A 22304-nucleotide genomic window follows, 5' to 3' on the forward strand; every position below is an offset into this window, starting at 1 on the left:
CACTATCCGCCATACTGTATGCAAGCCAATGCAGAGATAATCCGCCGGCCGGACACAAAGCGGCAAGCGCAGGATAGCGCAACTACTTACGCCAAAAGACCGCCAGTTCGGGCTAAAGCCAATTTGTGAATTTGCTTATACGAATTCTATATAACCGCTGTTTGTAGGAAATACCGAATTACCTTAAAATACAGTGCCTTGCGACTATGATCGTGTCAGGTCTGTGCTGAAACTCAGCGTGGCCATGTTGGCTCGAGACCGCTTCAAGTAATACTTACAGATAGGACTGTTGTTATGACCCACGTTGTGACCGAATCTTGCATCAGCTGTCGCTACACCGATTGCGTCGATGTTTGCCCGGTTGATTGCTTCCGCCAAGGCCCGAATTTTTTGTCGATCGATCCGGATGAGTGCATTGATTGCGCCGTTTGCGTCGCTGAATGTCCGGTTAATGCGATCTATGCAGAAGAAGACGTACCCGCAGATCAGCAGCAATTCATCAAACTGAATGAAGATCTGGCACGCTTCTGGCCATCGATTACCAAGACCATTGCACCGCTGCCTGATGCTGACGACTTTAAAGACGTTACAGAAAAATTGCACCTTCTGCAGCGTTAATCGCTGACGGATAATTCTGCAGCATTTCTTTAGCGTCGAATACTGCCTGCGGCGATAGCGATAAAGCCATTAGTAGCGGGTCTGCAGTCAGGCAATATGCAGTAGATATAGATGGCAGGAATAGTACGTAAGACAAACGCTAAGCCCGGCATTCCCCCAGCCATGTGAGCGACAACAGCAACAATATTGCGCCGCAAACAGTTGAGTGCCAATCGTCATTGCAACTCTCAATGCAGCGACGTATTGGGGGACCCAACCCAAACAGGAATCAGATAGTCGTATGGAAACCAGCGCCAAGATGGATGCATCTACCCTACCCGTTATCAACAATAGCAACAACGCACCGATAGAAGCCGATGCCGTCATTATCGGCGCCGGTCCGGTCGGCCTGTTCCAGGTATTCGAACTGGGCCTGCTAGAGATCAAGGCACATGTGATCGACTCGCTGCCAGTGGTCGGCGGTCAATGCGTCGAACTCTACCCGGACAAGCCGATTTACGACATCCCGGCGGTGCCAGTCTGCACCGGTCAGGAATTGACCGACAACTTGCTGAAGCAGATCGAGCCGTTTGAGCCGACTTTCCATCTGAACCAGGAAGTCACCATGGTCGAGCGCCGTGAAGATAACCGCTTCAATGTGGAAACCTCGGTCGGCACCCGCTTCATCACCAAAACCATCTTCATCGCTGCCGGCGTTGGCTCGTTCCAGCCACGCACGATCAAGGTCGACGGCATCGATCAGTTCGACAATTCGCAATTGTTCTACCGCGTCAAGGATCCAGTCCAATTCCACGGCAAGAATCTGGTGATTTGCGGCGGTGGCGACTCGGCATTGGATTGGGCTTTGAATCTGGTCGGCAAAGCCGAATCAGTGGTGCTGCTGCATCGTCGCGAAGACTTCCGCGCCGCACCTGCCTCGGTTGCCAAGATGAAGCAACTGTGCGAAGAGTACGAAATGCAATTCCTGGTCGGTCAGGTAACCGGTCATGAAGTCAAAGACGACAAGCTTAGCGAAATCAAGGTCACCGGTCCTGACGGCGTTACCCGTCGTCTGCCGCTGGACATGCTGCTGGTTTTCTTTGGCCTGTCGCCAAAACTCGGCCCTATCGCCGAATGGAGCCTGGACATCGAACGCAAGCAATTGAAAGTCGTCGATACCGAGAAGTTCGAAACCAATATTCCCGGCATTTTTGCGGTTGGCGACATCAACACTTACCCAGGCAAGAAGAAACTGATTCTGTCCGGTTTCCACGAAGCCGCATTGGCTGCGTTTGGTGCTGCGCCGTACATCTTCCCGGACAAGAAAATTCACATGCAATACACCACTACCTCGCCTAAGCTGCACAAGATTTTGGGTGTGGAATCGCCGGTATTTGACTGATGTTGAGCAGCTGAAACGGCGGATAGGCGCCCGGCAAGAGCTGAGCTTTTCCGTCCAAGAAGTTAATATGCAACAATAAAAAAACCGTCAAGGCGTGTGCCCTCGGCGGTTTTTTTATGCGTCAAGCAGATCGCAAACCGGAAAAGAATTGCGCAATCAAGGTGCGCCATGCGACCTGATTTCAATCACACAGCACACTTTACTATCTTAATGACATATACCGATATGGCTCAGCCCGCACAATAAAAAACCGCCCGGGATGCAATCTGCGTCCCGGGCGGTTTTAGGTACAGCGAAGTCAATCAGCTTAATGCGCAGCCGACTCTCCCGGCGTTGCTGCAGGAGCAGCTTCGCCGGCTTCTTGCGCTGCCTTCATCGATAGTTTCAGACGACCGCGGTCATCGGTTTCCAGAACCTTGACTCTGACTTGCTGGCCTTCTTTCAGATAGTCAGCGACCGCATTCACGCGCTCATTGGCGATCTGGCTGATGTGCAACAAGCCGTCTTTGCCTGGCAATACTTGAACAATAGCGCCGAAGTCCAGCAGCTTCAACACGGTGCCTTCGTAGATCTTGCCGACTTCGACAGAAGCAGTCAGTTCTTCGATACGGCGCTTGGCTTCCTGACCGGCAGCGGCATCCACTGAGGCGATGGTGACAACGCCTTCATCGCTGATGTCGATTTGCGTACCGGTTTCTTCTGTCAGCGCACGAATCACCGCGCCGCCTTTACCGATCACGTCACGGATTTTTTCCGGATTGATCTTGACGGTGATCAGGCGTGGGGCAAAGTCCGACAATTCGGATTTAGTGCCGCTAGGAACGGCTTTTTCCATCTCGCCGAGGATATGGATACGGCCTTCTTTAGCTTGCGCCAAAGCGACTTGCATGATTTCCTTGGTGATGCCCTGGATTTTGATATCCATTTGCAAGGCAGTGATGCCGTTTGCAGTACCGGCAACCTTAAAGTCCATGTCGCCCAGGTGATCTTCATCGCCCAGGATGTCGGTCAACACAGCGAACTTGCCGCCGTCTTTGATCAGGCCCATGGCGATACCGGCAACGTGTCCTTGCATCGGCACACCGGCATCCATCAAGGCCAGACAGCCGCCGCACACCGAAGCCATCGACGATGAACCGTTGGACTCGGTAATTTCCGATACCAGGCGAACTGAGTAACTGAAATCTTCCGGGGCTGGCAATGCCGCTTGCAGCGCGCGCTTGGCCAGACGACCGTGACCGATTTCACGACGCTTGGGAGTACCGACGCGACCGGTTTCGCCGGTGGCAAACGGAGGCATGTTGTAATGCAGCATGAAACGATCCGAGTATTCACCCATCAGCGCATCAATTTTTTGCTCGTCGCGGGCTGTGCCCAAGGTAGCAATGACCAGCGCCTGCGTTTCACCGCGCGTGAACAATGCCGAGCCGTGAGTGCGTGGCAGGACGCCGGTACGGATTGTAATTGGACGCACAGTGCGCGTGTCACGACCGTCGATACGCGGTTCGCCATCCAGAATTTGCGAGCGAACGATCTTGGCTTCCAGATCAAACAGAATGTTGCCGACTTCCGAGCTATCCGGTGCCGCAGCATTGATCGATGCAGCCTCGGCGGCCAATGCAGCGATCACTTCGCTCGTTGCATCTTTCAGCTTGGCAGTACGCGCCTGCTTGTCTTTGGTTTGATACGCTTCACGCAGTTTGGCTTCGGCAAAATGCGCTACGCGCGCGATCAGCGCCTCGTTCTTCGGCGCTGGGCTCCACTGAATCTCCGGTTTGCCACCATCGCGAACCAAATCGTGAATCGCGTTGATGACTGCCTTCATCTGATCATGGCCGTACACAACCGCGCCCAGCATCACTTCTTCCGACAATTGCTGCGCTTCGGACTCAACCATCAACACCGCAGCTTCAGTACCGGCAACAACCAGATCCAGCACTGATGTCTTGAGTTGGGTGGTGGTTGGGTTCAGAACGTACTGACCGTCGATATAGCCGACGCGGGCAGCACCGACCGGACCGGAGAACGGCACGCCGGAGACAGACAATGCAGCCGATGCACCGATCATCGCGGCAATATCAGGATCGATTTCAGGATTGACCGACAGTACGTGAATGATCACTTGTACTTCGTTCATGTAACCTTCCGGGAACAGCGGACGGATCGGACGATCGATCAGACGCGATGTCAGCGTTTCCTTTTCCGAAGGACGGCCTTCACGCTTAAAGAAACCGCCTGGAATACGGCCAGCGGCATAAGTCTTCTCAACATAATCAACGGTCAGCGGGAAAAAATCTTGACCTGGCTTGGCATCTTTACGTGCAACCACGGTAGCCAGCACAACGGTATCTTCAATCGACACCAACACTGCGCCGGAGGCTTGGCGAGCGATTTCGCCGGTTTCCAACGTCACTTGATGCTGGCCATACTGGAAAGTCTTGGTAACTTTATTGAACACGGTATTTCCTTTCTATTTTGCCGACAGATTTTCAGGCGCTGTCGTCCACCTCACCACAGACGGCTGCATCACTTTTTTACTGATAGTGAGTTGCCGTCTCCTTACTAAAACACTTACAAGCGACTTCATTGCCACTCTAGAACAGAACTGATGCAGAGAAATGCTATTCGCCAAAAGCAAAAATGCCCGCATCAGAGACTGACGCAGGCATTTCACCTATCGATCGACCGGCAACGTCGTCACGAAATATCGAAACAAAATATTGAAAGTCGACGACAAGCCTCTTATTTACGCAAACCGAGTTTTTCGATCAGCGAACGATAACGGTTCAGGTCTTTACCTTTGAGGTAAGACAACAGGCTCTTACGACGGTTAACCATCATGATCAGACCGCGACGGGAATGGTGATCCTTGGCGTGTGCTTTGAAGTGACCATTCAGGTCGTTGATACGTGCTGTCAACAGAGCGACTTGCACTTCTGGCGAACCAGTATCGTTTTGCGCGCGTGCATTGTCAGCGACAATAGCGGCTTTAGCTGTTTTTTCGATAGTCATGCTATACCTTTCACAAGCGGTGCACGGAGTGGCAAAACCCCATATACCGTGAACATCCAATTAAAAAACTGGCCCGAATAGACCAGAGGCGCAGTATATAGCAAAACTCTCGCTGATTCAAATACTTGGCGTTGCCGGCGGGTCCGCCACGGAATATTGCAGCAGGCATTATCATATAGCCACTATTTAGCCACATGGAAGCCAAGTTGAATGCTTGAACCTAGCGCTACTTTACTTCGTACAATTAAGCGACCTTCTCCGCTATTTGCGCACATCAGGAGCCCTGCCATGAAACACCTCACCTTTGCCCTCACCGCCAGTCTGATACTAATAAGTCTTGCCGGCTGCGCATCACCAGTCAATCCGGGCGAACCGGAGGCCCAGGTGATCAGTCGCCTCGGAAAACCGGCTGCAACATATCAGGATGGCAATGAACGTCTGCTTGAATACGGGGGTGGTGCCTTTGGCCAGCAAACCCATATGGCACGCATCGGCCCTGATGGCCGCCTGATTTCGTACGAACAAGTCTTAACGCTGGAAAAATTTGCCACCATTAAAGTTGGTCAGGCTAACAAAAACGACGTCCTCCGCACCATCGGCCACCCGATCGACAGCATCTTCTACGACCGCGTCAAGCTCGAGGGCTGGAATTACGGCTTCAAGGAAAGCGGCGTCTGGAACTCGCTGATGACGGTCTATTTCGACCAGGCCGGCATCGTTCGCAAGCTCGAAAACGGCCCGGACCCGCGTTTTGAACGCTCCCGCTTCGGCATGTGATTCGATGATGCGTTTTTGAGGAATGGACGGGAGCTGCAGTCCGGATGCAGGCCTTAAAGATGAATCACTTCATCTACGTAAGGCTGCAAGCCATTTTCCGACAAGCGCAAAATGCGGCCACAACGTCGCGCCAGCTCGATGTCATGTGAGACGATGACAAATGCTGTCCCCAGCGTTTGCGACAACTCCAGCATCAGCTCAAAGGTCATCTGCGCCGTGGCGCGATCCAGATTGCCGGTCGGCTCATCGGCGAGTACACATGCCGGTTGCGTCACCAGCGCCCGTGCCAGCGCCACCCGCTGACGCTCGCCGCCAGACAACTCACCCGGTACGTGGATCACCCGCTTGGCCAAACCCACACGCGACAAAATCGCGTGCGCCTGTTCCTGCGCATCGCTGCGCTTCAGGCGGCGAATCATCAATGGCATGGCAACATTATCCAGCGCAGAAAATTCCGGCAGCAGATGATGGAACTGATAGACGAAGCCGAGCGCGGTATTGCGCAAGTCGCCGCGCGCCGATTCACCCAGATTGCTCAAATCCTTGCCTAGCAGCGTGACCTTGCCAGTCGTTGGCGTGTCCAGGCCTCCCAATAAATGCAGCAAGGTTGACTTGCCCGAACCCGACGCACCAACGATGGCGACCTGCTCACCTTTGACCACATCTAGATCAAGGCCACTCAATACCTTGACGGAGTAGCTACCCTGGGTAAAGGTTTTGCCCAGGTCGCGACTCGACAAGATAATTTCATTCATGCTGTTACCGTTGTGGTTGGTATTAAGGGGATTATTCATAGCGCAGCGCCTCCGCTGGCTTGACTCGGGCAGCCCACCAGCTCGGATACAACGTCGCTACGAAAGCCAGTATCACGGCGACACTGCCAATGGTCCAGACGTCTGGCCAACGCAGATCGGACGGCAATTCGCTGATCACATAAATGCTCTTCGGTAAAAACTGAACGTGCAACAAGTGTTCAAGCGCAGGAACGATGACATCGATATTCAACGCCACCAGCACGCCAAAACCGATCCCGAGTGCAGTCCCGATCAAGCCTACCAGCGCGCCCTGAATCATGAAAATCTTCATGATCGAACCGGGCGAGGCGCCAAGTGTCCGCAGAATGGCAATGTCTGCCTGTTTTTCGGTGACCGTCATTACCAGTGTTGACACCAGATTGAAGGCCGCGACCGCTATAATCAGCGTCAGGATAATAAACATCATGCGCTTCTCGGTTTTGACCGCAGCGAACCAGTTGCTGTTTTGCTGCGACCAGTCACGCAAATACAGATCGGCCGGCAGTGTCTGCGCCAGCTGTTGCGCTACCTCCGGTGCCCGCAACATATCAGTGATCTTCAAACGCAAACCCGATGGCGCGCTCAGGCGGAACATCTTTTCGGCGTCTTCTACCTGAATGAAGGCCAGCGAAGAGTCATATTCAAAATGACCTGCCTCGAAAATCCCAACCACGGTGAATTGCTTTAGTCGTGGCACCACGCCGGCTGGCGTCACCTGCCCTTGCGGCGCCAGCATCGTTACCTTGTCGCCGATGCCGGCGTGCAAGCCACGCGCCAACTCGCTACCCAGCACGATATTGAATTCACCCGCTTTCAGATCATTAAAGTTTCCCTGCTTAATCTGCTTTGCAACGTCCGAGACGTGCGGCTCCTCTGACGGCAATACGCCGCGAACACCGACACCGCGAACCGCACCATCGCGCGTGATCATGGCCTGCGCCTCAACATACGGTGCGGCGCCGATCACTTCCTTGTTCTTGAACGCCTGCCTGGCGACATCTTCCCAGCTTGGCATCTCGCCCGAGGCGTCAAACACCTCGATGTGCGCCAGCACCGACAGCATGCGGTCCCGCACTTCTTTCTGGAAACCATTCATCACCGACAACACGACGATCAGCGCCGCCACACCCAGGGCGATGCCGGCCATTGATATCAACGAAATAAAAGAAATGAAGCTATTACGGCCGCTACGCTTACCAGCGCGGGTATAGCGTATGCCGACCAGCCACTCAAACGGTAATTTTTTAAAAATGCTCAATGCAAGGCTCCCGAAATCAGCCCGCAGTTTGCCATAATTCAGCACACCTCATGATGTTTTGTAACGAAATCAAACACTTAATGCTACGGTAGACACTGATCCTACAATCGCCGCGCAAACAGGTGTGGCCTGCATAACTTGTTAGGTTAGTCATGCATCAGTCCGCGTCGTTTGCCAGATATGCCAAGTAAAATGGCAATGAATTGCAGTTTGACCTTACTTCAGGTGTCGCAACATGGAAACCAGCGTTTTTCTCAGGCTTGAATTTATACTGCTAGTCGCGTTCTCCGTCGTTGTACCGATAGGCATCTTCGCGCTGATGCTGGCAAAGCGTGCTATTTCCCGCCTGACAGTTTTTTTGTTTTCTCTCGCCCTGATTGTTCTCGCCGGAATAAATGTCGTTCTGCTAAGACAATTAGCGCATTTAGCCAAGCTGGGCTCCTCGGCCATCGACAATAATGTGTTCTCTTCCGAAATTTCGATCATGCTCTATCTGCTGCCTGCGGTGCTGGCAGGGATCGGCGTGAATGTGATTTCACACCTGTTGATCGCCCATCTCAAGCACGCAGAAGAGCAATTCGATGAAAATCGCGTCAACAACTCGAATTGACCGTGTTAGTCCGACGGTCTGCTGTGAGCAGTCCGTCGACCAAAGAAATGTTGTTGCGTATGTAACTGCGCGATGCCGGCGCGAAGGAAGACCGCCGCCCGAGAGATTGTTTACGCCCGGCCACCTTCGCGCAGCGTCTGGATCAACAGATCGGCAGTAATGTCGCCACCAAACTCTCTGAAGCCGCGCTGATAGACCAGCGCGCCAACCGCGATCATGCGATACAGTTCATCTTCCGTTAATTTGTATGAAATTCTGGCGATTTCTGTTGCCAACATTTCAACCAAGTCATCGTAAGTAGCGAGCGGCACCTGACAACTTGCGCGCCCCCACATCTTGATTATCTGCTCTGGCCCCATAGTTTTCTCCTTGAGAATCAACAGTATAGGAAATTTTGCAGAATTCGCCAGCCCTGCTTACCTTGATATTGTCTGCGGTTCCGCGCGTATCCTGCGTCGCAAATCCAGGGAGATTTTTCAGCCAACCGTCGGTTTGCTTCGAAACGATGCGACGACCCTAATGGAATTGGGTTTTGTTAGAGGTCGCACCGCCCATCTTGCATAGGCGTGGCAATGGTTCTCCATTCCCTGTGCCAAGATGCCATACAATTCGGGCATGAATCATCTCGATATTCTCTTGCCATTCGGCTTACCCCCAGCTGAATTAGCGCGCGACATACTGCGCGAATTAAACCTGCCGGCCCTTGCCACTCTGACCGCCCGTGCCAAAGGCGGCAGCAAACAACAACATATTCTGGACGAGTTCGCTCGCGCGCTGCCGCACGAAGCGTGGCTGTCGCAACGCTTCGGCTTAAGTAACCCGGACAGCCCCAACTCCAGCCCGCCGCTCGCTATCGCGGTCATGCGCGCGCTAGGCCTGAGCTTTGAAGAGGGTCACTGGTTCATGCTCCATCCGGCCCACATCCACATCGCGCGCGACCATCTGGTGCTAACCGACATCCGCCAGGTGAGGCTATCAGAAGGCGATTCACGCTCGCTATTCGACGACGCCAAGCCACTTTTCGACGAAGTTGGCCGAACGCTGCTGTACGGCGATACCGGCACATGGTTCGTGCGCGCCGACGACTGGCAACATTTACACACCTCGACGCCGGATGCCGCCTGCGGCCATAACGTCGATATCTGGATGCCGCATGGCGAAGGCGAGCGCGCCTGGCGCAAGCTGCAAAATGAAGTACAAATGCATTGGTTTGAAAACACATTGAATCAACAACGTGCTGCGCATGGCATGCAAGCGGTCAATTCGTTATGGCTATGGGGTGGTGCAACAGTCAAGCCGGCCCGAGCGCCAGCCAGCTATAGTCACGCCTTTAACCTGCGCGGCTGGTCACGCGCTTTTGGTCAACTGACTACCAACACCGCCAGCGTTAATTGCAACGCCGAAGAACTCATCGCCGCCACCGGCGAGCGCGGCTTGCTGCTGCTGGACAATTTGATCGCGCCAGCGCTCACCGGTGAGTGGTCAGAATGGATACAGCAACTCCAGGCGATGGAAAGCAACTGGTTTGCGCCATTGCTGCAAGCCATGCAAAACGGCAAGCTTAACCAGCTTACATTGACTTTTACCGATAACAGCCGCATGACCGAAATGACCACGACTCCACTCTCGCTCAAAAAATTCTGGGTTAAGCCATCCTTGACAAACCCAATGGCAGGGACACGCGAATGACCCGCATCAGCACCCGCCCCTATCCGTTTCGCGATGCCGAACGCTTGCGCCAAAGCGGTATTCACCCGGTCCTGGCACGTGTCTATGCTGCGCGCGGTCTGCTCGACGTGAGAGAACTGGAAAGCGAGTTAAGCGCGCTGATGGCGCCGACCGGGCTATTGCACATCGGTGCCGCTGCCAGCTTTCTGGCCGATGCCATTGGCGCAAAAAAGAAAATGGTGATCGTTGCCGATTACGACTGCGACGGCGCAACGGCCTGCGCGGTCGGCCTGCGCGGCTTGCGCTTGCTCGGCGCACACGTCGATTTCATCGTGCCGAACCGCTTTGAATACGGCTACGGCCTGACACCGGAAATTGTCGATCTGACCGCCCGTGAAAAATCGCCTGACATCATCGTCACAGTTGACAACGGCATCGCCAGCATCGACGGCGTCGCCGAAGCCAATCGGCGTGGCATCGAAGTCGTGGTCACCGACCATCACTTGCCAGCCGACACCTTGCCCGCGGCGCGCGTGATCGTTAATCCAAATCAGCCCGAATGCGGGTTCCCCAGCAAGAATCTGGCCGGCGTCGGCGTCATGTTTTATGTCCTGCTGGCGCTGCGCGCGGAAATGCGCAAGCGCGGCATATTCGATGCGCAGACGCAGCCAAAACTGGATGTGCTGCTTGACCTGGTCGCACTTGGCACCGTCGCCGACGTCGTCAAACTGGATGCGAATAATCGGATTCTGGTGGCGCAAGGCTTGAAACGGATGCGCGCCGGCCGGATGCATCCGGGCATTGCCGCCCTCTTTCGCGCAGCCGGACGTGAGGCACGCCGCGCCACCCCTTTCGACCTCGGCTTTGCGCTGGGGCCGCGCCTGAACGCGGCCGGACGACTGGCCGATATGGCGCTCGGGATCGAATGCCTGACCACCGACGACGAGGGGCGCGCCTGGGCCATCGCACAACAGCTCGACACCATTAACAAGGAACGGCGCGATATCGAGGCCGGCATGCAAGACACCGCACTGGCACTCCTCGACAATTTCAGCCCGGCTGAAAGCAACACTATCAGCGTGTTTGACGCCTCCTGGCATCAGGGTGTGATCGGTATCGTTGCTTCGCGCCTGAAAGACAAGTTTTATCGACCGACCATCACCTTCGCACCGGGTGGCGACGGCATGATCAAGGGCTCCGGCCGCTCGATCCCAGGCTTCCATCTGCGCGATGCACTGGACCTGGTCTCCAAGCACGCCCCTAGCCTGATCGAAAAATTTGGTGGACACGCGATGGCCGCCGGCCTGACGATACGCGCCGACGCCTTTGACACTTTCTCCGCGGCGTTTGAAAAAGTCGGCAGCGCCTGGCTAGGCAAGCATCAACTCGAGCGCGTGATCGAGACCGACGGCCCGCTGGAAGATGCCTACTACACCACGCAATTCATCGAACTGATGGAAGGCCAGGTCTGGGGCCAGGGCTTTGCAGCGCCGGTGTTTTGCGATGAATTCAAAGTCGTCAGCCAACGCATTCTGAAAGAAAAACACTTAAAACTCGTACTGGAAAGAAATGGCAATCGTTATGATGCAATCTGGTTCGGCCACACTGATTCATTGGGTGGCCGGGCCAAGGTTGCGTTCCGGCTCGACGCCAACGAATACAACGGCGTCACCAAGGTGCAATTGATGGTGGAGCACGCTGAAGCCTTGGCCTAGCGAAAGTTTTGGCCGGCAACTACATGTTGCCGGAGGCTGTCGTACCACTTGCGCTCACCGTTAACAGATTGCAATCAGACCGTACTTCGATAGTAAAAATCCAACAAAGGCTCACATTGCGCCGACGAATGGCATGAATTAGCGCCATCAAAAATGCGACAAGCACCGTTTTGCGTTAGATTAGCGATGTGCTCGCGTATAATTTAGGGTTTATCGCAAGAGACATCATCATGGAAGCCGAACGCTTAAATTCCCTGCAAGCCCTGCTCGCCGACCTCACGTCACGTGAGATTGAATTACGGAGGTATCTTTGACTTCGATACGAAGTTAGAGAAACTCGACCAGGTCAATGGCGAACTGGAAGATCCGGAGGTCTGGAACGACCAGAAACGCGCTCAGGATCTCGGTAAGGAAAAGAAATCCCTGGAGGCAATCGTCCTGACGCTGACCAAGATTGAAGCCGATCTGCGTGACACCAGCGATCTGTTCCAGATGGCACGGGACGAGCAGGACGAAGACACCATCGAGGCGGTTGAAGCCGATGCCCAGGAGCTGAAAAAGCTGGTCGAGGGCATGGAATTCCGGCGCATGTTCAACAACCCGATGGACCCCAACAACTGCTTTATCGACATCCAGGCCGGCGCTGGCGGTACTGAAGCGCAGGATTGGGCGTCAATGTTGCTGCGTCAGTATTTGCGCTATTGCGAACGCAAGGGTTTCAAGGTTGAAATCCTGGAACAGTCGGATGGTGAAGTTGCCGGTATCAAGACCGCGACTCTCAAAGTGGAAGGCGACTACGCCTACGGCTTTTTGCGCACGGAAACCGGTGTCCATCGCCTGGTACGCAAGTCGCCGTTCGACTCGGCCAACGGGCGTCACACCTCGTTTTCCAGCTTGTTCGTTTATCCGGAAGTGGACGATTCGATTGAAATCGATGTCAATCCAGCGGATGTACGGGTCGATACTTACCGCGCTTCCGGTGCCGGTGGTCAGCACATCAACAAGACCGACTCCGCAGTGCGTTTGACGCATGGCCCGTCGGGCATCGTCGTGCAATGCCAGAATGACCGCAGTCAGCACCGTAACCGTGCCGAAGCCTGGGACATGCTGAAAGCCAAGCTGTACGAACTGGAATTACGCAACCGCATGAGCGCGCAGCAGAAACTGGAAGATTCCAAGACCGACGTCGGCTGGGGCCACCAGATTCGCTCGTACGTGCTGGACCAGTCACGCATCAAGGATCTGCGTACGAACTTCGAGAGCGGCAACACCAAGGCCATCCTCGACGGCGATCTGGACGACTTCATTGCGGCCTCGCTGAAACAAGGCGTTTAAATACCCGGCTGTATCGATATTCACAGGACGTAGGTTGGGTGGAGCACAGCGCTACCCAACGACTGACTACGCAAGGCAAGCTGCCCTTGAACTTGCAAATGGCGGGCCAAGTAGTCAGACACTTGACCCAGCCAGCGCCAAATAAATCCTGTACCCGCTATTTCACAGCATCAATCAAAAAGACCCTGACATGACGACAGACAATCAGCAACAACCTGTCCCACAAGACGAAAATAAAATCATCGCCGAACGCCGCGCCAAGCTGACCGCACTGCGCACCCAAGGCGTCGCTTTTCCAAACGACTTCCGGCCAACACACAAAGCAGCAGACCTGCATGCGCGCTACGCCGAGCTGGACCACGAGGCACTCGATGCTGCCGCAGTCAAGGTCGTCGTCGCCGGACGCATGATGCTCAAGCGTGTGATGGGCAAAGCCTCGTTCGCGACCTTGCAGGATGCCTCGGGCCCGAAAGCCGACGGACGAATTCAACTATTCATCACCAAAGAACTGGCTGGCGAAGCCGAGTATGACGCCTTTAAACATTACGACCTGGGCGACATTCTTGGCGCGGAAGGCACGCTGTTCAAGACCAAAACCGGCGAACTGTCGATCAAGGTCAACGTCCTGCGCCTGTTGACCAAATCCCTGCGCCCGCTGCCGGACAAGTTCCACGGTCTTTCCGACCAGGAAACCAAGTATCGTCAGCGCTACGTCGACCTGATCATGAGCGAAGAGACGCGTCGCACCTTCAAGGCACGTACTGCTGCCATGTCGTCGATCCGTCGCTTCATGGAAAAAAACGACTTCATGGAAGTCGAAACGCCGATGCTGCACGCGATTCCCGGCGGTGCCGCAGCCAAACCGTTTGTCACCCATCACAATGCGCTCGACATGCAAATGTTCATGCGTATCGCACCGGAACTGTATCTCAAGCGTTTGGTGGTTGGCGGTTTTGAGCGAGTGTTTGAAGTCAATCGCAACTTCCGCAATGAAGGCGTGTCGCCACGTCACAATCCGGAATTCACGATGATGGAATTCTATGCGGCCTATGTCGACTATCAATGGTTGATGACATTCACCGAACAGGTCATCCGCCAGGCGGCAATCGATGCGCACGGCACTGCGGCACTGACCTATCAAGGCCGCGAACTGGATTTGAGCAAGCCGTTTGAACGCCTGACGATAGTTGGTGCGATCAACAAATACGCACCGCATTATGAAGATGCGCAGTTGCAGGATGCCGACTTCATCAAAGCCGAATTGAAGAAATTCGGCGTCAAGCCATTCGCCAGCGCCGGTCTTGGCGCGCTGCAATTGGCACTGTTTGAAGAAACCGCAGAAGCGCAACTGTGGAACCCAACCTACATCATCGACTATCCGGTCGAAGTGTCGCCGTTGGCCCGTGCGTCCGATACGGTACCCGGCATCACCGAGCGTTTTGAGCTATTCATGACCGGTCGTGAAATTGCCAATGGGTTCTCGGAATTGAACGACTCTGAAGACCAGGCGGCGCGCTTCCAGGCACAAGTTGCCGCCAAGGATGCGGGCGATGAAGAAGCCATGTATTACGACGCCGACTATATCCGTGCACTGGAATATGGTTTGCCTCCGACTGGCGGCTGCGGTATTGGAATCGATCGTTTGATGATGCTGATTACCGATTCGCCGAACATTCGCGATGTGATTTTGTTCCCGCATCTGCGGCGCGAAGATTAATCGATAACAAACGAAACAGCTGTACCCACTAACTGCCGCCGGCTTTATTCGGGCGGCAGTCTGCGTTTACAGTATCTTGTCTTTCTTTTACCAATTTGCCTGATATGGACCAGCCGGCTTGGCTTCACCAGGACTTTTCTTTTGTCATAAACAGTACTGCCAATACCAACTTTTTAAAAAATTTTGGCGTTTCAGCGAACTCGTTACATGCAATTACATCTGAAACAGTATGGTGATTTAATTGCATTTTAGAATCATCGATAATGAACTAATCGAACTGATAAAAAATGTCATAGGAGGGAATAATGTCAGAACCAACACCAAACAACCGTATTCATCCACTGGTCGCCAGCGCTGCGGTCGCAGTCACTCTGATCTGCCTGGTCGGCGTCGCCGCCATCACCGGCCTGATTCCAAACTCAAACAGCACGACAGCGGCACCGGTCGCAGCCCTGTCAGCGCCAAATAACAGCTATGACAACAAAGCCGACACGCCCCCTGACTTAGCGCCAATGCCGGCACAAATGGCTAACCCGGGCAGCAATCTGGCGCCAGCTCCACAATCCAATTACGCCAACGAGCAACGCCCGGCGCCAGCGTCACAACCCAATTACGCCTACGACCAACGCCCCGCACCAGTTGCGCAGGCAGCTGTTTGCAAAAGTTGCGGCCACGTTGAGTCGATACAAGCAATTCAGCATGCCGTCAAACCGAGTGGCGTGGGTATCGCGGCTGGCGCACTGGTAGGCGGCGTCCTGGGTCATCAGGTCGGTCACGGTAACGGCAACACGCTGGCAACCGTTGCCGGAGCCGTTGGCGGCGGTTTTGCAGGTAATGAGGTCGAACGTCGTACACGCACCACAACGACCTATCAAGTGCACGTGCGGATGGATAACGGCAAGCTGCGGACTTTCCCACAATCGGCACAGGAATGGCGCGTTGGAGATCCGGTTCGGGTAGTGAACGGCCACCTGGAAGGACGCGGCTAATCGGGCAGGAAAGTTGCTGCGATAAAAAAACCGCTGCAATTGCGGGCAGCGGTTTGATTTTCCAGTGCGGCATTAATTCAGCTTAATACCTTCAACCTGAATCTGCAGCTTCACTTCCTGCTTGAAACCCATTTGCTTGCCATAGTCGATACCGAACGCGTCACGACTAAATTCACCTTCAGCCTCGGCACCACAAACCTCACGCTTTAGCATCGGGTGCTGCTTGCAGAGGAAGTCATCAATCTTCAGTTTGACTGGCTTGGTGACGCCATGCATGGTCAGTTCGCCGTCAATTTCTTTCGGCACGTCGCCATCGAATTTGGTGAATTTGCCTTTATAGGTAATCTCTGGATATTTAGCGACGTCAAACATGTCCGGGCTCTTGACATGTTCATTCAACTTGCCGTGACCGAAATCGATCGAAGCAGGATCAATCTTGATATCGATGGTACCGGTCTTGGCCGCACGATCCAGCACGACGGTGCCGCTGCTTTTATTGAACTTGCCGCGCCATTGCGACAGACCGCCCATATGATCAGTGACAAAGCTCGGATAGGTATGAGCCGGGTCCAGATTGTAAGTGGCCGGAATAGCCAGTGCCGCACCAGCGGACAGTGCTGCGAGCGCAGCAACCAAAGTACGTAATTTCATCGTTTTCCCTTTTCGTTGAATAAATGGCTAGGCAAAGGACTAGCCGGGTGTATCGCAAAAAATTTAATAGGCCGTCAAATATTGCGCGGAATCTGTTTGAGTCTTCCGGCTTACTTCCTGGCAGCGGTGACGATGCGGAATTTAATCTGTACCTCATCTGCGACTACCGAAGTGTCTTTCCAGTCGCCTTCGCCTATGCTGAATGCATTGCGCTTGATCGGCAATACGCCTTCAAACACATTGCTGGCGCCATCCTGTTTGTAGGTCGCGCCGACCACTACATCCTGTGTCTTGCCTTTGATAGTCAATTTACCGGCGACATCATACTTACCGACTGCGCCCTGCTTAATGCTGCTGGAAACGAAAGTCGCTTTCGGATATCTGGTCGCATCAAACCAATCCTTGCCACGTATTTCCTTGTTGTACTCGGCATCACCGATATCGAAACTCGCCGTGTCGATATCGACCTTGGCCGACGATTGCGCCAACTGCGCCGGATTGAAATTCACTGCCGCATCAAACTTCTTGAACTTGCCATCCATCGGTACGCCCAATTGCCTGGCAACGATACTGACCGAACTTTTGGTCACGTCCAACTGGGCCCAGGCCGAACCTGCAAGCAATGCGCCAGTGCCGATCAAAGCCGCCAATACCAGCACCGATTTTGTACGTAAATTCTTCACTTGCATCACTCCTGAATTATCTTTCGGATCAATTTAAACTACGCAACTTACCCAATCTCACCACTGGACCAATGGCTATGCATATGCTTGCAGCGTTACTTTAGAAACGGCAACATCCGGCTCAAGGTGCCGTCACGATCAATCAACTGATGCTTCAGCGCAGCCAGCACATGCACCACCACAATGGCCGCCATCAGATAATTCAGCCACGCATGCACAGGCCCCAGAACGGCTTTCAACTGATCGCTCTTTTCAATTAACCTCGGCATCTGAAACAAGCCCAGATACACCACCGGTATACCGGACGCGGAACTGTAGAAATAACCTGTTAGCGGTATCACGATGATCAGCACATACAGCAACTGATGCACCAGGTGGGCAGCCTGCTGCTGCCAACGCGACATACCGGCCGGCAGAGCGGGAGCCGGATTCAGCAAGCGCCAGGAAACCCGGACCACGGCCAGCGCAAAGATCGTGACGCCCAGCCATTTATGCCATGAAAACAACTTCAACTTCTGCGGCGTAATGCCGTGAATCCCTGTCATGTACCAACCCATGCCAAACGCCGCAAAAATCAGCAGCGCGACCAGCCAATGCATGCCGATGGCGGTCGCCGTGTAGTGAGTTGGGGTGCTTCGGTTTTTCATATCGCCATATCTTTTGTGTTGCATTACAAGAAAGATAGTGACTGTACCGTAAGTGGAAAAGTTCCGCATCGCCAAAAATCGACTTGTTCAAATTACTTGAATGAAATTTCAGCCACATCAACCGATTTGACGAAAATACACGAGAACGCAGGTCGTCTACAATAGGCGGTTGACTTATCAATTCAAAAATATTCAAGTTAATAAGAAAAGAGGCTAGCCATGCGCGCAATTGAAATCACGCAACCAGGTGCACCGGATGTTTTGCAAATCTGCGAACGACCAGTTCCCACCTTTAAAGAAGGTGAGGTACTGATCAAGGTACACGCCGCCGGCATTAACCGCCCGGACGTGTTTCAGCGTACCGGTAATTACGCACCTCCACCTGGAGCATCGGATTTACCCGGTCTGGAGGTCGCTGGTGAAATTGTCGACGGCGATTTCGCCAACACGCACTTTAAAAAAGGGGACCTGGTCTGTGCTTTGGTAGCCGGTGGCGGTTATGCCGAATATTGCACCGCCGCCAGCGTGCAATGCCTGCCGCTGCCCAAGGGCTGGACGGCGCTTGAGGCGGCTTCGCTGCCGGAGACTTTTTTCACCGTGTGGAGCAATGTCTTTCAACGCGCCCAACTGACTAGCAACGAAACCTTGCTGGTGCAAGGCGGCAGTTCCGGGATCGGGGCCGCTGCGATTCAGATTGCTACCGCATTCGGACATCGGGTGTTCGCCACTGCCGGCTCGGACGAAAAATGCCGCGCCTGCGAAGCACTGGGCGCAGTACATGCCATCAATTACCGCACCGAAGATTTTGTCGAAGTGGTGAAATCCATGACCGCTGGCAAAGGCGTCGACGTCATCCTCGATATGGTCGCCGGGGACTATGTGCCGCGCGAAATTGATTGCCTGGCGGATGATGGCCGCCTGGTCTTCATTGCGATGTTGGGTGGCAACCGCGCCACCTTGGACTTCCGTAAAATCATGATGCGCCGCCTGACCGTCACCGGATCGACATTGCGGCCGCGCCCGATTGCGTTCAAAGCGGCGATCGCGGCACAACTGCATGCGCAGGTCTGGCCATTGCTGGAAGCCGGCAAGATCAAGCCGGTGATCTTCCAGACCTTCCCGCTCGAACAAGCCGCGCAAGCACACACGCTGATGGAAAGCAGCAGTCATGTCGGCAAGATTATGCTGACGATGGATGTGGCGGAGTCGGGCAAGCTTGACGGAAAATAGAGGGTGTGCGGGATTTTGTGTAAACGGAATTTCGTTTAATTCGGCGTCATCCGTTCTTCAAACTGAATTGTGAAGCGGTTGAGTGCTCCTTTCCAGTCCCGCAAGGGCATCGTCCACTTCTTGCTGATGTTGTTGAGTGCCAGATAAAACAGCTTGCTGACAGCCTCATCAGTTGGGAATGAACTGCGGGTTTTGATGACTTTCCGCAGGCTCATATTAATGGATTCAATGGCGTTGGTGGTGTAAATGACCTTGCGGATTTCCGGCGGGTAGTCGAAGAACGGCGTGATCCGAGCCCAATTTCGCCGCCAGGACAGGCTGATCGACTGGTAGTCCTTGTCCCACTTTGACTCAAATTCGGTGAGCATGAGTTCGGCTTCATCGACGGTCGCCGCACTGTAGATTCGCTTCAGATCGGTAGCCACTTCCTTCTGCACTTTCCAGGGAACGAAGTTCAGGCTGTTACGCACCATGTGAACGATGCATAGCTGAACAGCTGCTTTCGGATAGACCGCCTCGATGGCGTCAGGGAAGCCTTTCAACCCATCGACGCAGGCAATGAAGATGTCTTGCACGCCACGGTTCTTCAACTCGGTCACCACTTGCAACCAGAATTTGGCACCCTCGGTCTGAGCGATCCACAGGCCCAGCACTTCCTTGTGGCCCTCCATGTTCACGCCGATGGCCAGGTAGACGGCCTTGTTTCGGACAGCCCCTGTGTCGCGCACTTTGACGTGGATGCAGTCGAGATACAGAATCGGATACAAGGCATCGAGCGGCCGGGCCTGCCAGACCTTCACATCCTCGCTCACAGCGTCTGTGACGGACGATATTAGGCTTGGCGATACTTCGGCACCATAAATCTCTTCAAGGTGGCTCTGGATCTCCCTGACCGTCAGGCCACGGGCATACAGGGAGATGATCTTGTCGTCGAAGCCGGTCCAGCGGGTCTGATGCTTGCTGACGATTTGCGGTTCAAACGCGCCTTGACGATCGCGGGGAATATCGAGCGGGAGTGCGCCGAAATCGCCTTTGAGCGTCTTACTGCTGTGGCCGTTGCGAGTGTTGGCCGTGTCGTTGATCACCGCGTCGCTTTTGCCGTGACCGAGATGGTCCGTCATCTCGACCTCCAGCGCACGCTCGACCAACATCTTGGTCAATTGCTTGAGCAAGCCATTTTCGCCAATCAGGTCTTCAGGTTTTTTGTAGTTGGCAAGCAGGCTGTCCGCCAGCTTGACCAGTTCAGGATCGGGCTTGGCCCGTTTGCTGCGTTTTACGTAGGTCATTTTTTCCTCTATGGTGGCAGTGTCCTGCCAAATGACCGTTTACACAAAACTAAATACACCCTCGGAAAATAGTCAGCCGCGTCATCGATACTTTTAAGTAAGCATGGGCAAATTCCGAGTCGAACTCGACATTGCCCCCCAAAAAAGCAGCCATCGGCTGCTTTTTTTGAGATCGTCAGTGCTGAATAATCAGATTAGTCCAGAGGCACGGTACGATTACGATTCACTTCCGATGGCGCGCCTGGCAAGCCGGTAGCCAGCAAGGGACGCAATGAGCACCGACAAGACATCATGACTTACTTTCCACCAGCTTTGGGCGGAACGATAGGCTGATCCTTGGCGGGACCGTCCGCATTCGCATACGTCTGCTCTTCCAGAATATCCAGTTGCTGACTGCCATCCAGTGCATGGCCGAACGCAGATTGCCGATCAGGGGATTTCGTCGGCGCGGGCCGAGAATCTTGCGGCTTCTCATGATCGGCCTGAATACCAACCTTATCTGATGCTTGCTTGATTTGGGTCATGACAGTCTCCTTTCGTCATTACGACGCTGTTTCTTTGTTTAGCAAGAATAACAACACAACCATACTATCAATATAGGGCGGCTACCGATTGCACGGTAGGAGAACATATCCGGTTCCATTACCAAGTATCCACCGAATGACGCCAGACGGTACGCAAAATGCGACAAAGTAGCGTACTTACAATACGACTCTTTTATGATGAGGCATCGCAAACCTAACCGACTACCTCACACAGCCAGAGCTGATCCTAGCACGCGACATGGGCTAACTTTGAACCTTATTCTTATCGACCGCCATCATGAGCTGCTGCCCCATCTTCAATTGCTGCTCAAGGAGCGGCAGCGTCTTGCCGGCAAATGCCTTGACGTCAGCATCCTTGGCGCTTTTTTGCGCCTGCTGGAACAACGCGACGATGTCCTTGTGCGCCAAAACGCCGATCTCACGGCTATATTCCTTATCAAACTGCACGCCATCCAGCTTCGCCAGCTTGATGATGGATGCCTGCTGCATCTTGCTTGGCTGATCCGGGAGTTTCACTCCCTTCGTCAATGCCAAACGCCGTAGCTCGGCCACTATGCCTTGTTGATCTGCAGCCATCGCCTGCGCAAATTTTGTAACTGCAGGATTGGCCGTCTTGGTTGCCACCAGTTTGGTCGCCGCCAGCTCAGCGTTACCACCTTCCGCAGCATGGCGCAGGAACAACTTCTCATGGCGCGATAAATCAGCAGCGCTAACACTTCCGGCAGCTAACACCAGCGCAGCCAAAATACCTCCCCGCACTACGAGGTGAAACCAAGCGCACAAATTCCTGGCTGAAAAAAAGCGAAAACGATCCGTACGTTGCGTCAATGAGGAGTACATGTCGACTTTCTAAAAGAGAGCGTATTTGTTACGAGATTACAACTGACAGCATAACGTCCCATCGCAACCCAACGTTGACAAGGCCGCCACCAGGGGAAATCAACTGCATTGTGCGAGCGTGGAGTACCGGAGACATGAGAACAGCGCCGCTTGCGGGAAAAGTCCTACAGCCAAATCAGTGTTAGACCGATAGCAGCAGATCCGGTCAAAGCCAAGAATACAGCTATGAATTGTTGATACGGAATTGGCTGGAATAATTTGTCTTGGTCGGGAAAAGGTTCCCGATACACTTTTCCTAAAAGGAAGCACTATGAAAACCGCACACAAAATCCTCATTAACACTGTTACCTTGAGCTTGCTGGTATCGTTGACCGCCTGCAGCGGCATGTCAAGACGTGACACCAATACAGCAATCGGCGCAGGCGTTGGTGCAGTCGGCGGCGCCGTACTCACCAACGGTAGCGCGCTTGGCACCGTCGGCGGCGCGGCAGTCGGTGGCGTGATTGGTCATGAGGTAGGGAAGTAGTCATACGCCATGCAAAATGCCG

22 protein-coding genes are annotated in these 22304 nt (G+C 54.0%); 11 read left to right on the plus strand and 11 right to left on the minus strand.

Translation table 11 applies throughout. The annotated features are described in order from the left end of the window. Window positions 1–294: 294 nt before the first annotated feature. Together fdxA and AC3CHX_RS21675 are read left to right on the plus strand one after the other, a co-directional pair. A complete protein-coding gene (gene fdxA / locus AC3CHX_RS21670; protein ID WP_488630051.1) occupies window positions 295–618 on the plus strand; it encodes a ferredoxin FdxA in 324 nt (107 codons plus the stop codon). Between the two features lie 298 nt (window positions 619–916). Continuing rightward, the gene (locus tag AC3CHX_RS21675) at window positions 917–1999 is read left to right on the plus strand and encodes an NAD(P)/FAD-dependent oxidoreductase (protein ID WP_488644898.1); all 1083 of its coding nucleotides are present in this window, start codon (window positions 917–919) and stop codon (window positions 1997–1999) included. A 307-nt stretch (window positions 2000–2306) separates the two neighbouring features. On the opposite strand, the gene pnp is transcribed toward AC3CHX_RS21675, so the two are convergent. Together pnp and rpsO are read right to left on the minus strand one after the other, a co-directional pair. After that, a complete protein-coding gene (pnp, locus tag AC3CHX_RS21680; protein WP_488630052.1) occupies window positions 2307–4457 on the minus strand; it encodes a polyribonucleotide nucleotidyltransferase in 2151 nt (716 codons plus the stop codon). A gap of 284 nt (window positions 4458–4741) precedes the next feature. Beyond that, window positions 4742–5011 carry a 30S ribosomal protein S15 gene (rpsO, locus tag AC3CHX_RS21685; protein WP_488630053.1) on the minus strand — a complete coding sequence of 90 codons (270 nt, stop codon included), beginning with the start codon at window positions 5009–5011 and terminating at the stop codon, window positions 4742–4744. A gap of 288 nt (window positions 5012–5299) precedes the next feature. On the opposite strand from rpsO, the gene AC3CHX_RS21690 reads away from it, so the two are divergent. Further along, on the plus strand, window positions 5300–5788 hold the full coding sequence (locus tag AC3CHX_RS21690; protein WP_488630054.1) for a hypothetical protein: 489 nt from the start codon (window positions 5300–5302) through the stop codon (window positions 5786–5788). 53 nt (window positions 5789–5841) lie between these two features. Here the strand turns inward: AC3CHX_RS21690 and lolD are convergent, their stop codons facing one another. Together lolD and AC3CHX_RS21700 are read right to left on the minus strand one after the other, a co-directional pair. Then, window positions 5842–6582 (minus strand): lipoprotein-releasing ABC transporter ATP-binding protein LolD, encoded by a 741-nt coding sequence (gene lolD / locus AC3CHX_RS21695; protein ID WP_488630055.1) that lies wholly within the window; start codon window positions 6580–6582, stop codon window positions 5842–5844. Next, on the minus strand, window positions 6575–7840 hold the full coding sequence (locus tag AC3CHX_RS21700; RefSeq protein WP_488630056.1) for a lipoprotein-releasing ABC transporter permease subunit: 1266 nt from the start codon (window positions 7838–7840) through the stop codon (window positions 6575–6577). The genes lolD and AC3CHX_RS21700 overlap by 8 nt, the downstream gene beginning before the upstream one ends. Before the next feature lie 235 nt (window positions 7841–8075). Here AC3CHX_RS21700 and AC3CHX_RS21705 point away from each other — a divergent pair, with 235 nt between their 5' ends. Next, a complete protein-coding gene (locus AC3CHX_RS21705; protein ID WP_488630057.1) occupies window positions 8076–8450 on the plus strand; it encodes a hypothetical protein in 375 nt (124 codons plus the stop codon). A gap of 110 nt (window positions 8451–8560) precedes the next feature. Here AC3CHX_RS21705 and AC3CHX_RS21710 read toward each other — a convergent pair whose 3' ends face one another. Further along, window positions 8561–8809 carry a hypothetical protein gene (locus AC3CHX_RS21710; RefSeq protein WP_488630058.1) on the minus strand — a complete coding sequence of 83 codons (249 nt, stop codon included), beginning with the start codon at window positions 8807–8809 and terminating at the stop codon, window positions 8561–8563. Between the two features lie 256 nt (window positions 8810–9065). Between AC3CHX_RS21710 and AC3CHX_RS21715 the strand changes: the two genes are divergently transcribed. From AC3CHX_RS21715 to AC3CHX_RS21735, 5 genes are all read left to right on the plus strand, one after another. Continuing rightward, window positions 9066–10139 (plus strand): hypothetical protein, encoded by a 1074-nt coding sequence (locus tag AC3CHX_RS21715; protein WP_488630059.1) that lies wholly within the window; start codon window positions 9066–9068, stop codon window positions 10137–10139. Continuing rightward, entirely contained in the window at window positions 10136–11833 is a 1698-nt protein-coding gene (gene recJ / locus AC3CHX_RS21720) for a single-stranded-DNA-specific exonuclease RecJ (RefSeq protein WP_488630060.1), read from the plus strand. Before AC3CHX_RS21715 ends, recJ begins: the two co-directional genes overlap by 4 nt. 230 nt (window positions 11834–12063) lie before the next feature. Continuing rightward, a protein-coding gene (gene prfB, locus AC3CHX_RS21725; RefSeq protein ID WP_488630061.1) for a peptide chain release factor 2 occupies window positions 12064–13168 on the plus strand; the annotation gives its coding sequence in 2 pieces (ribosomal slippage) (window positions 12064–12144 and window positions 12146–13168; 1104 coding nt in all). A gap of 190 nt (window positions 13169–13358) precedes the next feature. Next, window positions 13359–14885 (plus strand): lysine--tRNA ligase, encoded by a 1527-nt coding sequence (gene lysS / locus AC3CHX_RS21730; protein WP_488630062.1) that lies wholly within the window; start codon window positions 13359–13361, stop codon window positions 14883–14885. A 305-nt stretch (window positions 14886–15190) separates the two neighbouring features. Further along, window positions 15191–15874: an outer membrane lipoprotein gene (locus tag AC3CHX_RS21735; protein ID WP_488630063.1), complete on the plus strand. Its 684-nt coding sequence runs from the start codon at window positions 15191–15193 to the stop codon at window positions 15872–15874. 72 nt (window positions 15875–15946) lie between these two features. On the opposite strand, the gene AC3CHX_RS21740 is transcribed toward AC3CHX_RS21735, so the two are convergent. From AC3CHX_RS21740 to AC3CHX_RS21750, 3 genes are all read right to left on the minus strand, one after another. Next, entirely contained in the window at window positions 15947–16525 is a 579-nt protein-coding gene (locus tag AC3CHX_RS21740) for a YceI family protein (RefSeq protein WP_488630064.1), read from the minus strand. A gap of 110 nt (window positions 16526–16635) precedes the next feature. Beyond that, a complete protein-coding gene (locus tag AC3CHX_RS21745; protein ID WP_488630065.1) occupies window positions 16636–17214 on the minus strand; it encodes a YceI family protein in 579 nt (192 codons plus the stop codon). An 89-nt stretch (window positions 17215–17303) separates the two neighbouring features. Then, window positions 17304–17855, minus strand: a complete 552-nt coding sequence (locus tag AC3CHX_RS21750; RefSeq protein ID WP_488630066.1) for a cytochrome b — start codon at window positions 17853–17855, stop codon at window positions 17304–17306. 219 nt (window positions 17856–18074) lie between these two features. Between AC3CHX_RS21750 and AC3CHX_RS21755 the strand changes: the two genes are divergently transcribed. After that, window positions 18075–19085: an NAD(P)H-quinone oxidoreductase gene (locus AC3CHX_RS21755; protein ID WP_488630067.1), complete on the plus strand. Its 1011-nt coding sequence runs from the start codon at window positions 18075–18077 to the stop codon at window positions 19083–19085. 35 nt (window positions 19086–19120) lie between these two features. Here the strand turns inward: AC3CHX_RS21755 and AC3CHX_RS21760 are convergent, their stop codons facing one another. The 3 genes from AC3CHX_RS21760 to AC3CHX_RS21770 all read right to left on the minus strand — a co-directional run bounded on the left by AC3CHX_RS21760 (window position 19121) and on the right by AC3CHX_RS21770 (window position 21660). After that, the gene (locus tag AC3CHX_RS21760) at window positions 19121–20371 is read right to left on the minus strand and encodes an IS256 family transposase (RefSeq protein ID WP_488629134.1); all 1251 of its coding nucleotides are present in this window, start codon (window positions 20369–20371) and stop codon (window positions 19121–19123) included. 296 nt (window positions 20372–20667) lie between these two features. Beyond that, window positions 20668–20895 (minus strand): hypothetical protein, encoded by a 228-nt coding sequence (locus AC3CHX_RS21765; protein WP_488630068.1) that lies wholly within the window; start codon window positions 20893–20895, stop codon window positions 20668–20670. A 264-nt stretch (window positions 20896–21159) separates the two neighbouring features. After that, window positions 21160–21660 (minus strand): DUF4142 domain-containing protein, encoded by a 501-nt coding sequence (locus AC3CHX_RS21770; RefSeq protein ID WP_488630069.1) that lies wholly within the window; start codon window positions 21658–21660, stop codon window positions 21160–21162. A gap of 406 nt (window positions 21661–22066) precedes the next feature. On the opposite strand from AC3CHX_RS21770, the gene osmB reads away from it, so the two are divergent. After that, entirely contained in the window at window positions 22067–22282 is a 216-nt protein-coding gene (osmB, locus tag AC3CHX_RS21775; RefSeq protein ID WP_488630070.1) for an osmotically-inducible lipoprotein OsmB, read from the plus strand. Window positions 22283–22304: the final 22 nt, after the last annotated feature.

It is taken from the genome of Glaciimonas sp. OK215 (assembly GCF_057787885.1).